Source organism: Leptospira levettii (genome assembly GCF_002812085.1).
Taxonomy (GTDB): Bacteria; Spirochaetota; Leptospiria; order Leptospirales; family Leptospiraceae; genus Leptospira_A; species Leptospira_A levettii.
In genome coordinates this window covers 1,242,539-1,254,712 of sequence record NZ_NPDM01000001.1, presented here as the reverse complement: position 1 = coordinate 1,254,712, position 12,174 = coordinate 1,242,539, and the positions used below count along the sequence as shown (strand labels likewise).

Sequence of the window (12,174 nt, the reverse complement as noted above, 5' to 3'; positions counted from 1 at the left end):
GATTGCAATCTTTCTTAGATATTAATTGATCGATAAGATTAACAGGCTGCATCAGATAACGTGACTTTTATTCGAAGTAGCCTGATATTAGTTTTAAATATTCAATATTATCAAATATCGATTTCGTGAAAACTCACTTCTTGTCCGGCATTTTTGGCTAAACTATTAATATTTAAAATAGGAAACAAAAAAGCTGGAAATCCAGCACTTGCCAAATGCAGACTTACGGCTGCACGTAGATATGGAAATAAAATTGCAGATCCATTAACTTGTACTAATCGCAATTCAACATCTTGTCCGAGTCTTGTTTCACCACCTATGTCAAAAAAGCCAACGATACCAGTTTTCAATTCGATTAAGCAATCTTCCGGTTTCTGTACTCGTTCTTCACGAGTCATATCTTTCGAGAAAAATCTTAATTCAAAGTTAAATCCGCTAATATAGGCATTGGTCTTCTTAAGGTAAGTGGGTTGTCGCAATGAATAATTGTACATTACATCTTTGGAGTCTACCAAATCAGCTGGCTCCAATAACATAGCAATTTTTGGAGCCATTTTAAATTCAAAGATATCTATTTTGTAATTTCTAAAAGATAATACTGAAGTTACACTGCTATCTGCCATTCAGTTCCCATTGCATCAACGTCGATTGGAAATTCATTGTTCCTTGCTGTAAAGAATTCATTCTCTAACTTTTGACCAGGGAGTATTCGAATTCCTTTATCATATAGTTCACCACTAGTATATTCTTTCTCAAGGTTTTTTAGATTTAAGTAAGTATACGAATTACTGAAAATTTTCGACTGGTCAAAATATTCATTTGCATTTTCTAATAAATTAACAAGAAATTGTTCATGAACAAGTTCATCTTTTATTATCAACAAATCTTTCTTATTTAAATTTGATTTAATTCTATTACTAATAAGTTTTATCGATTCTATTTCGATATCATCAAAATTCATTAACATAAAATCCAACTCATCTAAAGATTCAGATAAGTTACAAAGAAATTCTTCACCTGATATACCTGAATCTATTTGGTCGAGTTTATAATGCTCGAATGTAACCCATTTAATTAAGTAATTAAGCACTTTTTTTGAGAATCTTAGTTCCATTTCTCCCTAGTGTCCTTTATATTCTGTTCATATTTCTCAAAATCGTTGTCAGAGACCGGGCAAATATAATAGTGTCCTGCTTGACGGCTATCTTTTATTGCAATTAAATCGTATATCACTAAACAGTCAGTCATAATTTTAAAGTATTTCATCATGGCTGTTCCACTGGTTAGGCATCTATTAGTGTCAATATGACCAACTTCAATCAACCTAGTTATGTCTACTTGAGATGACATGCCCTTTTCGATAGTTTCCATTTTCCCACCGACAATATTTACATCAGAAACAGTATAACTAACACCTTCTGGAATATTGCCATTAATTGAAATTCTTACTCCTAACTTGTCTCGATGTCTTCCCAAAACTGGAAAGGTATCGGAATTAACTAACATTCTTCTATATAGTATAGACGGTATATTTTCGCTCACTCTGTACCTAAAATTTGTACAACAACACAAAAAACCTTCCCTAAACTGGGAATTCTCTATTTCGACTCAGTTTATTGAAATCACCAACTAACGTCTACAAAAAAAATCGATTTTGCCTAGTACCAGGTAGACTTTCGAAATCACTAGTTTTTTGTCATGCTTTCCGGGACTCCTTATTTCGGCTCCGGTGTTTTTCCTTCTTGAATTCATCCCTAACGATTTCCAGTAATTCAAATTCGACATTTCCGCCGGGAAGGTTTTGGGAATCAAATTTTGACCGCATTTGATGGAGGTCACTTTCTCCGAAGTTTTCTATATGATTGAAAGAAACATCTCCGATCAAAGTCACTAAACTTTCTAGTTCACTGGAAATCGAATCTAAAGAATCATAAATATTGACATCGTCCGGGTTTTTAATCGTGAGAGTTTTATTCACTTTTGCAAAAAGGAACCTGACAACTTGGCGAGCATTGAGAGTCGTTCTGTATATCTCTTGAAACTCAGCCTTATCAATGAAAGCCTCATCTTCTTTGAATTTAACAAAATGACTTAGAGCTTCGTTTAGAGATTCAATTTGTTTTGTGTTCTCTACTTGTACTCTATAGAAGTCGAGGAAGTCATTGTATGATTTCATTGAATCTTTGAGTTCATCTTTTTGGATCAACTCAAGAATAAAATCAGTAAAGAATAAATCTCGAATCGCTTGTTTTCGAATCCAAGACCCGAAATCTTCATCACTCATAGAATCTATTACATCGACCACAAAACACCTCACAAACGGTGAAAACGTATTTTACTTTTGTAGGAAGGAAATAAATACTCAATCCTATTTTTCCCCGCCAAAACGGTTTTCTCGAAAATAGTGTCATTAGTGTCATAGCGTCATTCTAAAGCAAAGCGAAAAAAAGGGAAAAAAGAGGACTTTTTTATTTGACATAATTCTTTATCAAATTTAATCTTATTTTAGTTTGCAACCTTGCAACTAAGGGGGTGGGGAATGATGGCGATAACTAAAGACAGCAAAATAAGCATAAAGTTTGAACATGAACTATATGCAAAAATTGAATCTTACGCAGCTAATAATGAAATGGATAAATCCAAAGTAATTAGATTAGCAGTTAAGAAGTTCTTAAACGTTACGCCGGTTGAAAAAAAACGATCGGCAAAGAATTAAAGAATGATAGATTTGATTTGGGGGCGGATGCCCATGATACTGCACAAATGTGTAGGCAATACCACCCGCCACCCAATACGTCCTCTCTATCACAAAGGTCTTAAATCAGAAACCATAACAGTGTTTTGAAAAAATTTAATTTGAAAAAGTTCATACTTTAGAAAAGGAAATAGTAATATCTGACAATGAAAGTCTCACTTCCTACAATACTATAAAAATGATTCTTAGATTTTATGATTCTATCTTTTGTTTTTTTTTTCTTTAGTTTCATTTTCTTTGATTCTAAACCTTACTATTTTTCGAATCAGTTCATGGGGCATAGGTTCCGTGATTGGAAATTGAATAGAACCTTTTCCAGATTTAAACTTTGAAATTTCCTTTTGGAATTTAATATTTCCGGATGGTAATGCATAAAATCCAATGTGATTCTTATACGCTGCGAAATGGACTAAATTCCCATTCTGAATAAATGTTGGAATTGCATATTTTATCGCCTCTTTTGCATTAGGTGCTTCTTCTCGAATAATTTCTCGTACATGATTCAATAAAATTTGAATGTCCTTTGGGAACGAATGTATATATTCATCTATATTTTCAGGTTTATTAGATTTCATTTTATACTTTCCTTGGATAGATCAAACTTTTGTATCTTTCCATTTTCCTTTTGTAAATAACCAGAGTGTATATATACCAACAGATGTTTCAGTTAACATCATTGCCCAAAAAACTCCGCTATAACCGAATTCAAAGTATTTCCCCAAAGTGAAAGCTAATGGAATTTGAATGATCCAGAAAAAAATTACATTAATTTTAGTCGGAGTCATTGTATCACCAGCTCCATTAAATGCCTGACTTGCAGCCATCCACCAAGCATAAACAAAATATGAATAAGAAACAATGCGTAACCACTCAGATCCTATAATAATTACTTTTGGATCCGAAGTAAAAATCCCAATAATTCTTTCGCTTAAGAAAAAATATACGAGAGACACTAATACCAAATAACACATATTACATAATCCAGTAACCCATACTGATTGTTCTGCTCGGTCTGGTTTTCCAGCTCCAAGATTTTGCCCTACCAAAGTGGCAACTGCATTTGACATCCCCCAAGATGGCATTAATGTAAACATCATCGTCCTAAGAGCAATCGTGGCAGCAGCTATAGTCTGACTCCCAAATTCAGATAAGATTCTCATAATAAAAATCCAGGAGGTCATACCAACAATCATTTGGCCTATACCACCTAAGGAAGTTTTGAGTATACCGTGGATTGTTTCCCATTCAATTGTAAGATGACTTTTCAGAATTTTGATATGTTTGCCACCTCGAAATAACAACCAAAATTGAAATAGGACACCAGTTCCTCTTCCAATATTGGTAGCCATTGCTGCTCCTGTGATACCAAAAGCAGGAATAGGTCCCCATCCAAAAATAAAAATTGGATCTAATAGAATATTTAAACCATTTGCGAGCCAAAGTACTCGCATTGAGATCGCTGCATCCCCTGCTCCACGAAACACAGCATTGATTAAAAATAAGAGTATAACAATGAGATTACCACCTAACATCCATTGCATATAATGATATCCTTCATTTAGGATCCATTCATCAGCTCCCATTAGTAATAATAGCTCTTTTGAAAAATAAATTCCTGCGATAGAAAACGGAATAGAAGACAAGATTGCAATCCAAATTGATTGAATCGCAGCAATACCAGCCAAATCTTTTTCTTTTTCTCCGATTCGTCTGGCAACAATGGCAGTCACTGAGAAAGATAATCCCATTGCAATTGCATAGAGAAGAAATAAGTAAGTTTCTGTAAGTCCAACAGTTGCCACTGCTGATGCTCCTAATGACCCTACAAAATAAATATCTACAACTGCAAAAACAGATTCTAAGACTAGTTCTAAAATCATAGGGACTGATAATAGAAATATTGCCTTTCTTAAACTGATTTCAGTGTAATCTTCCTCAGAACCAGATAATGCTTTTTTTAAATCTTCCCATAAACTAGCACTTGTCATTTTCTACCTACTAACCTTAAGAATTTGCATCCAAATACTGATTTAATCGACTCAATGTTTGGTGAGCACCTTCAATTGCTCCAAAGTCTACGACTGTATTCCTAACACTTGCATTAGGAAAGGTCATCTTCATCTTGATAATTGTCTGATTTTCTGATAGCTCTAAAAAACTAATCCTTACGTTGAAATTATCATCCTTTTCAGTTGAGCCAGAACCATGAATATATTCTAAATATTCGTTATCTCGAATCTCTTTGTATTGAACTAAATTTGGATAGATAGTTCCATTGGGTGCTTTCATAGTATAAATCCATTTACCACCTACTTTGAATTCTCTAAGTTCAGTTGTAGTTGAAAAACCGTTGGGTCCCCACCAGAGATTTATATTGGTTGGATCTGCAAAGGCAGCAAAAACGTCTGCAATTGGATGTGATAATTTTTTTTCTATTATCAATTCATTTGTTTCAGGTAATGCATCTTCTTCCAATTTTTCAAAACTCTGTGACCATCCTTCTTTCATACCAGAATTTGCGAAGCCATCACGGATTTGGTTAGACATAAATTCAGTTATAAGTATAACCTTCGTTATTCCATCATTTTCTTCAAATAAAACTCTTAACTTTGAATTTAACATGGAACGGTCACCTGAAACTCCGGCGATTTTTTGAACTTCTTTCACCCATTCATCAGGATGTTCATCAACTAGATCACTCATCACAAAACTTTGATAAGGTGTAATTTCTAAAAACTTTCCTTTGACTGGATAATCAATTCCTTCAGGAGATCTCATCACTATTCTATAGGAACCACCTACTTGGAAATCAAAGTCAACAATTGGATTGGTAAATCCTTTTGGACCCCACCATTTTTCAATATGAAGAGGATTTGTCCAAACTTCCCAAACTAGTTTTAATGGTGCCCGAAAAGTGCGTTCTAATCTTACGATTTTTTCCTCTAATGTGAGAATTGCTTCATGTTGGTACATACTATTCTTTTCCTTTTGTTTGTTGTAAATCCATCAAGTATTGGTCCAAACGATCAAAACGTTCTTCCCATAACTTTTTATATTGTTGTAACCATAAATTAGCTTCTTCTAATGCTTCTGTTTTGATGCGACACGGGCGATATTGCGCTGATTTCCCTCTTTCAATCAAACCAGCTTTCTCTAAGACTTTGATGTGTTTTGAAATACCTGGCAGACTCATTTGAAATGGCTCTGCTAATTGCAAGACAGTCGCTTCTCCAGAGACAAGTTGCATAAGGATTTTTCGACGCGTTGGATCAGCAAGTGCCTGGAAGGTAGAATTTAAGGATTCTTCCGTTTGCTCTAATTTAACCATTTAGCTAATTAACCTTTTGGTTAAATAAAGTGATGGATGCTATTTCGTCAATCGGAATTGTTAGACCTGGGAATTTCTTGGATTTGTTTGGGTACACTTGGGATATGAGTATCCCCGCCCGATTAGGGTGGGGAACTAGACCCGCCACCCAATAAGTCCTCTCTATCAGATTCCCTCCCTTTCTGGAAGATGATTTCAAAAACTCAGAAATTTAGTTTGGAAAAGTTCGTAGTACCACTGTTTGATTCGATCTGTTTTAGGAAGCCCTACCGATCTTTGTTGCTTCTTTGACTTCTATCAATTTTCCAGTTTTGACATCATAATAATATCCATAAATAGGGATGTCTTTCGGAATCAAAGGATGGTTTCGGATTCTTTTGACATCATCGATGACACTTTGTTCCAAATGATCGAAGGTTAAAAAAGGAATGTACTTCGCTTCGTCCGAGCCACCTGATTCTTCTACGTTTCGCCAACCATTTGAATCAATCGTTGCTGTTTTTAGACTTTTCGAGAGGAGATTGCGTATGATTGGATCGGTGAATAACTCCATCCCGCAGTCTGAATGATGGATGACAAAAAATTCTTTGGTACCTAATAACTTATACGATATCACCAAGGAACGAATGGCATCATCACTTGCTCGACCACCAGCGTTACGGATCACATGTGCATCACCTTCTGCAAGGCCTGCATATTTGGCAGGATCCAGTCTTGCATCCATACAAGTAAGGATGGTAAAACTCCTCGCAGGAGGGAGCGCTAGTTCGCCTTTTTTCCCAAATTCCGATGCATATTTTTCGTTCGCACCAATGACTTCTTTGTGTACTTTGCTTGTTTCTTGTTGTATGAGCGTGTTTGACATAGTGAAAATTAAATCCACTATAACAGATGCGACAAGGAGAGAATTTTCCAGGAATGGATTTTCATGTAAGATCTGTACATTCCATTTTGCAAATGACTAATACATTGGAGACGTTTTGGTATTTGGGGACAGAAATGAAGTGAGAGGAGTCCATTTGCGCCAGGGATCTGGAGGGCTTTAGGTCCAATGAGGTGAAACCTCTTTGGACGGGAGCGAACGCGGACCCCGTAGGAGCCCGTTCCTTTATAAAATTTAGCTTCTGTTAAAGTTCAAATTGAGGCGCCCATAAAAATGAGCGCTTGTATCAATTAGGAAACAAGTGGATAATCGATGTAACCTTTTTCTCCGGGAGTATACAAAGTGGCTTCATCAAATTTTGCAAGAGGTATCTTCTTTTGGAATTTAGTCACTAGATCTGGATTTGCAAGGAATGGTTTTCCAAATGCCACCAAATTAGCGTTACCTGATTTTAGATCTGCTTCAGCACGTTCTGAATCATACCCTCCACTTAAAATAAGAGTTTGTTTAAAATTATTTCTGATAGCAGAAACAGTTTTTGGTTCAACAGTTGGTGCGCCCATTGAAGAATGATCCACTAAATGAATGTACACAATACCAAGTTCATTTAATTTTTGTGCCAATAAAGAATATTCATCATGGGTTTCTTCAAAAGGAAATAAATCGTTAAAGGCTCCATAAGGAGATAATCTGATTCCCGTTTTTTCTTTACCGATTGCATCTGATACTGCTTTAGCCACTTCAAGAATAAATCGAATACGGTTTTCAATTGAGCCACCATATTCATCTGTTCTTTGATTGGAAGAAGGATGTAAAAATTGCTCCAACAAATATCCGTTTGCTGCATGTAATTCAACCCCATCAAATCCGGCGGTAATTGCATTCTTAGATGCTAAAACAAATTCTTGTATTGTAGACTGAATTTCATCTTTGGACATTTCTTTTGGTGTTGGATGATCTACCATTCCATTACTATCTGTCCACATTTTGCCTTTTGCCATAATGGCAGATGGAGCAAGAACCTTTGCTGATTTTGGTAAATTAAATTCATGACCAATCCTACCAGTATGCATCAATTGAATAAAAATTTTGCTATCTTTTTTATGAACCTTATCAGTAACAACTTTCCATGCTTCTGTTTGTTCTTTTGAAAAAATTCCAGGGATTCTCGCATAACCTAAACCATTCGGAGATGGAGAAGTTCCTTCTGTAATGATAAGCCCTGCTTCTGATCTTTGTTCGTAGTATGTGGCGACGATTTCACCTGGAACATTTCCTATTGATCTCGATCTTGTCATGGGTGCCATTACAACATGATTTTTTAATTCTAAATTTCCTAATTTTGCTTTTTCAAACAACAAACTCATATAATTTCCTATTCGATCCTTTAGAAAATAGACGGATTTCTCTTCTCATTTGATATAAAATAATTTAATATTAAACCTTTTTTCCAAAAAAATAAACCTACAGATCAAAACCCAAAATGGTTAGGTCATCCTGTCTTTCCTGCCCATTCTGAAAATTTTGGAGGGATTTTAATAGTTCTTCTTCCACCTCAGATAAAGACAAATGAGTGGTGTTCAAAAAAAGTTCATGGAGTTTCTCTTCCCCAAATTCTTCATCATTTTGATTAAATGCTTCATATACACCATCTGTAAAAATAAACAATCGGTTTCCTGATTCAAATTTAAGTTCAACATTTTCATACTGGGTTTGTTTTTTGAGTCCAATCATTCTTCCTGTTTTTGCTAACAGATTTAATTTTCCATTTTGAATTAACACGGCAGAAGGATGACCAGCAGAAGCAAATTGAATTATTTGTTCTTCAAAGTGTATATCGATGATGATGGCGGTCAGTAAGCTGTTTAATGAAACAAAATTATCCATAAATTCTTCATTAAAGATTTCCATCACTTTACTTGGAGTGAGTTCAAATTCTTTAATTGGATCATACAAACCTTTGATCGCCATAGTGATCATAGCAGCATGCACTCCGTGGCCCGTTGCATCCGCTACCAAAATTCTAAATCGCGAATCCTTAAGATGAGTGATGTCAAAAAAATCACCACCTACTTCTGAGACTGGAAGGTATTTGAATACAAAATTGAGTTGTTCTAATAATTTTACATCAACAGAGATAGAATTTTCCTGAATTTTTTTTGCAACAAATAGATCTTTTCTCAATACATTGAGCGTTTGGTTAAGTTTAAATGTTCTTTCTTTTACTTTTTCTTCCAATTCTAAATTTGATCTTTCTAAATTGATTTTGACCTTGTTCTCCGCGATTTCTTTTTCTTTAATGATAAAATTGTAACGATCAGCCAATGCAAAAGCAAGTAACATCATCTCTGCAGCCGATCCATATTGTGGACCTTCCATTGTAAATACATTTGTAGGAATATATCCTAATGCTCTTAATGTTGAAATGATAAGGGCAAGGAACAAAAAGGCAAACGCTAGAAGAAAAAAATAAGCAATCCTTTGTCTTTTAAAAGAACAAATTACACCGATGATAAGGATCCATAAAGAAGTAATCGTATGACTTAAAACTAACCATTTGATAAACATATCAAAGTTTACAATGTAAAGAATAGGGAGTATCAATTGGATTAAAGTTAAAATCCAATTGATTCGATCAAGACGCGGTAATACTTTTTTAGTCTGAAGTAATGTCCGCATAAAAATAAGGAATAAAATTAATACAACTGAAATCAGTAAATTGATGGCATATTGGTCTAACCAAGGTGAGTTGTCCCATAAATACTCGGAAGCAATTCCATTATGAGTTGCGATCGCAATCGCAGAACTCAATACAACCAAAACATATAGTAAATAACTAATATCTCTTAGAATCAAAAATACAAAAAGGTTAAACACGATCATCGCAAGTGTCATTCCAAAATAGATCGCCTGCAATACATGATCATCGATTTCATGTCGGTCATAGGATTTTTGTTTCCAAAGTTGAATTGGTAAGTTGATTGCGTTTGGAGATTGTACTTTTAAGTACAGTATAGAAGTTGCATTTTTTGGAAAGACAATGGGAAAAACAAAATTTCTGGAAGGATATGGTCGATGCATTGCTGCTACAGCATACCCAGAAGGAATGAATTTCACTCCTTCATTTGTTTCAAAATACAAATCCAAAGTCTTTAATCTCGGATAACTCACAACCAAACTAGAAACAAATTCGTACTCATATGGATTTACAATCTTTACCTTAAGCCAATAGGTTGATTTAGAATAGGAATAGTTGAAGGCTTCTTTTGCATTTGGATTCTGATGAAAAGGTAATTTGGAATCATTCAACCTTAAATCTTGGAATTCAATTTGATGATTGGTATCCTCCAAAACATACATATACTTTGCTAAATGAATTGGTTTTTCTTGGATTTGGTTTAGATTGACAATGGATTCGTTTGCTGACAATTCAGAGCAAATCAAAAATACCAAACATTGTAAGATGAGGATTTTAATTTTCATTTTGGATTTTTAATTCTTTCTATTTCCTGAAACAAATCGTATGAATAAATCAGATTTTGTTGCGTAAAAATGAGAAATCCATCGAAGTTGACACTCAATCCTTCTGGTCCTAGAAAAATTTTTCGCAGTAGTTGTTCTCCATTTTCAGCAAGTAATATTAATTCGATTTGATTCTCTTCACTGTACTCATCATAACAAGAAAGAGTGATAACAGTATGTTTTCCATCAAAACTAAACAATTTGATTACTTCAGATTGGATCGGAAAATGAATGATCTCGTTTCCCATCTCATCGATCATTTGAATGGAATGGTAATCATTAGTGAATACAAGTTTATCTTCTACGATGAGAATGGGTGATTTTGTTACAGCAAAAGAATGAGGACCTAAGGTATCTGTACAAGTAAAGTCCAATTCCTTCATGATATTGAGTTTATCATCTAACAAATAAGATTTGTCCCAAACAAAGGGAATCAAAATTCGATTTTTGAATTCTAAAGGAGGAGATGTGATTTCAAATGGTAACTTGATACCCGAATCATGCGTTTTTGAAAATCGTTTTTGTTCCCCCGTTTGGATGTTGTCTACGATTGCATAATAGTAGTAAAAATTTAATTTTGAATCAATAAAAACTGGGTGAAACTTGGAACTGTATTGAAATAAAATCTCATAATCATTGTTAATTGCAAATACTCCTTTTAATGTTTGAAAAAGGATGATTCCTGTTTCAGTAAGGAAAGTTTTACCAGAAAAGGCATCACCATTTGGAGATTTTAATGTTTGGATCAATTGTTTTGATTTTAAATTGTAGATATGGATCTGATTCCCATGGGGAAGGTATAATGTTTCATCGATGATCGTAAAAGAAAAGTTATGTACCACTCGGTATTCAGAAACATCTCTTTCTTCAGTTGACAGAACTTCGTAACAACGAAAGGCAAGTGGAATTGAAATTTTTAAATTACCATTCAGATCAAATAATAACAACTCATTTGGTCGGTTGAGTTTGGAATCATATTCTGATCCTTTTTGAAATCCTTGGTAATAACACAAATGTCCAGACTGATAAAACAAATAAGGAATGGATAAACCTTCCGTAAACGGTCGTTTGACTGACTGACTCCAAAGGATTCTTTTTTCAATGAAATGAAAGGCCGTGAGAGTATACGTATCATCGAGAATAGATAGAATCACAAATTGATCGATCGAGATCCACTCTGTAACCAAAATGGATTCGCCTTCTCGCATCGTATGCAGTAAACTGACTTCACTTGGAAATCCTTTTGTTTTCTCATCCAAAAATTCGTTTGGAAATTCCCTTTGAAACCAAGTACGCAACCAAAGTTTTGCCGAACTGGGTAAGTTTTGAGTTCTTTTTAAAAAAATTTGTTTGAGTGAATCTCTTTCCTTTACTGCAATTTTTTCCAAAACTTCTGTAAAAAAGGAATAAGGATAGTTGAATCCACCATAACGCAAAAGGTGTTCCACTGATGGATTACGTATCAATTCTAATCGTTGGTCATCAATTAATTCCGCAGTTTGTTCGTAGTACTCTGGATAGGTGGACCTTGGGTCTCCTGTCCCTTTGACTCGGATCCACCAATACTGATGGCACTCGGAACATTCATAAATTTCTCGGTAGGGATTTAGTGTTTCTCCTACAATATCATGGATCGGAAACTTAGGAGTTTGGCTCAATTCTTGGATAGGCTCCAAACGAGAAAAT

The 12,174-nt window shown here is 34.7% G+C and carries 12 protein-coding genes; all 12 read right to left on the bottom strand.

Translation table 11 applies throughout. The annotated features are described in order from the left end of the window. Positions 1 to 110 precede the first annotated feature (110 nt). The 12 genes from CH354_RS05825 to CH354_RS05770 all read right to left on the bottom strand — a co-directional run bounded on the left by CH354_RS05825 (position 111) and on the right by CH354_RS05770 (position 12,146). The gene (locus tag CH354_RS05825; protein WP_100766320.1) at positions 111 to 623 is read right to left on the bottom strand and encodes a protein-export chaperone SecB; all 513 of its coding nucleotides are present in this window, start codon (positions 621 to 623) and stop codon (positions 111 to 113) included. Beyond that, positions 605 to 1,114, bottom strand: coding sequence for a hypothetical protein (locus tag CH354_RS05820; protein ID WP_100766319.1), 510 nt, complete (start codon positions 1,112 to 1,114; stop codon positions 605 to 607). The genes CH354_RS05825 and CH354_RS05820 overlap by 19 nt, the downstream gene beginning before the upstream one ends. Then, positions 1,105 to 1,506: a hypothetical protein gene (locus tag CH354_RS05815; RefSeq protein WP_100766318.1), complete on the bottom strand. Its 402-nt coding sequence runs from the start codon at positions 1,504 to 1,506 to the stop codon at positions 1,105 to 1,107. The genes CH354_RS05820 and CH354_RS05815 overlap by 10 nt, the downstream gene beginning before the upstream one ends. Before the next feature lie 190 nt (positions 1,507 to 1,696). After that, positions 1,697 to 2,284 (bottom strand): hypothetical protein, encoded by a 588-nt coding sequence (locus tag CH354_RS05810; protein ID WP_100766317.1) that lies wholly within the window; start codon positions 2,282 to 2,284, stop codon positions 1,697 to 1,699. A 671-nt stretch (positions 2,285 to 2,955) separates the two neighbouring features. Then, positions 2,956 to 3,330, bottom strand: coding sequence for an iron chaperone (locus tag CH354_RS05805; protein ID WP_100728292.1), 375 nt, complete (start codon positions 3,328 to 3,330; stop codon positions 2,956 to 2,958). Between the two features lie 21 nt (positions 3,331 to 3,351). Further along, entirely contained in the window at positions 3,352 to 4,743 is a 1,392-nt protein-coding gene (locus CH354_RS05800; protein WP_100728291.1) for an MATE family efflux transporter, read from the bottom strand. A gap of 16 nt (positions 4,744 to 4,759) precedes the next feature. Beyond that, complete coding sequence (locus CH354_RS05795; protein ID WP_100728290.1) at positions 4,760 to 5,728, bottom strand: SRPBCC family protein; 969 nt, start codon at positions 5,726 to 5,728, stop codon at positions 4,760 to 4,762. A gap of 1 nt (position 5,729) precedes the next feature. Then, positions 5,730 to 6,083: an ArsR/SmtB family transcription factor gene (locus tag CH354_RS05790; protein WP_100725694.1), complete on the bottom strand. Its 354-nt coding sequence runs from the start codon at positions 6,081 to 6,083 to the stop codon at positions 5,730 to 5,732. Positions 6,084 to 6,339: 256 nt separating this feature from the next. Next, positions 6,340 to 6,948, bottom strand: a complete 609-nt coding sequence (locus CH354_RS05785; RefSeq protein WP_100728301.1) for a beta-class carbonic anhydrase — start codon at positions 6,946 to 6,948, stop codon at positions 6,340 to 6,342. A gap of 308 nt (positions 6,949 to 7,256) precedes the next feature. Next, positions 7,257 to 8,333 (bottom strand): alkene reductase, encoded by a 1,077-nt coding sequence (locus tag CH354_RS05780; RefSeq protein ID WP_100728289.1) that lies wholly within the window; start codon positions 8,331 to 8,333, stop codon positions 7,257 to 7,259. Between the two features lie 97 nt (positions 8,334 to 8,430). Beyond that, positions 8,431 to 10,449 carry a 7TM diverse intracellular signaling domain-containing protein gene (locus CH354_RS05775; protein ID WP_100728288.1) on the bottom strand — a complete coding sequence of 673 codons (2,019 nt, stop codon included), beginning with the start codon at positions 10,447 to 10,449 and terminating at the stop codon, positions 8,431 to 8,433. Beyond that, positions 10,446 to 12,146, bottom strand: a complete 1,701-nt coding sequence (locus tag CH354_RS05770) for a hypothetical protein (RefSeq protein ID WP_338092376.1) — start codon at positions 12,144 to 12,146, stop codon at positions 10,446 to 10,448. The genes CH354_RS05775 and CH354_RS05770 overlap by 4 nt, the downstream gene beginning before the upstream one ends. Between the last annotated feature and the right edge of the window lie 28 nt (positions 12,147 to 12,174).

What these genes read in the sequence shown, in the direction of transcription:
- CH354_RS05825 (WP_100766320.1), bottom strand. Translation starts at nt 623, where the DNA reads ATGGCAGATAGCAGTGTAACTTCAGTATTATCTTTTAGAAATTACAAA.
- CH354_RS05820 (WP_100766319.1), bottom strand. Translation starts at nt 1,114, where the DNA reads ATGGAACTAAGATTCTCAAAAAAAGTGCTTAATTACTTAATTAAATGG.
- CH354_RS05815 (WP_100766318.1), bottom strand. Translation starts at nt 1,506, where the DNA reads ATGTTAGTTAATTCCGATACCTTTCCAGTTTTGGGAAGACATCGAGAC.
- CH354_RS05810 (WP_100766317.1), bottom strand. Translation starts at nt 2,284, where the DNA reads ATGAGTGATGAAGATTTCGGGTCTTGGATTCGAAAACAAGCGATTCGA.
- CH354_RS05805 (WP_100728292.1), bottom strand. Translation starts at nt 3,330, where the DNA reads ATGAAATCTAATAAACCTGAAAATATAGATGAATATATACATTCGTTC.
- CH354_RS05800 (WP_100728291.1), bottom strand. Translation starts at nt 4,743, where the DNA reads ATGACAAGTGCTAGTTTATGGGAAGATTTAAAAAAAGCATTATCTGGT.
- CH354_RS05795 (WP_100728290.1), bottom strand. Translation starts at nt 5,728, where the DNA reads ATGTACCAACATGAAGCAATTCTCACATTAGAGGAAAAAATCGTAAGA.
- CH354_RS05790 (WP_100725694.1), bottom strand. Translation starts at nt 6,083, where the DNA reads ATGGTTAAATTAGAGCAAACGGAAGAATCCTTAAATTCTACCTTCCAG.
- CH354_RS05785 (WP_100728301.1), bottom strand. Translation starts at nt 6,948, where the DNA reads ATGTCAAACACGCTCATACAACAAGAAACAAGCAAAGTACACAAAGAA.
- CH354_RS05780 (WP_100728289.1), bottom strand. Translation starts at nt 8,333, where the DNA reads ATGAGTTTGTTGTTTGAAAAAGCAAAATTAGGAAATTTAGAATTAAAA.
- CH354_RS05775 (WP_100728288.1), bottom strand. Translation starts at nt 10,449, where the DNA reads ATGAAAATTAAAATCCTCATCTTACAATGTTTGGTATTTTTGATTTGC.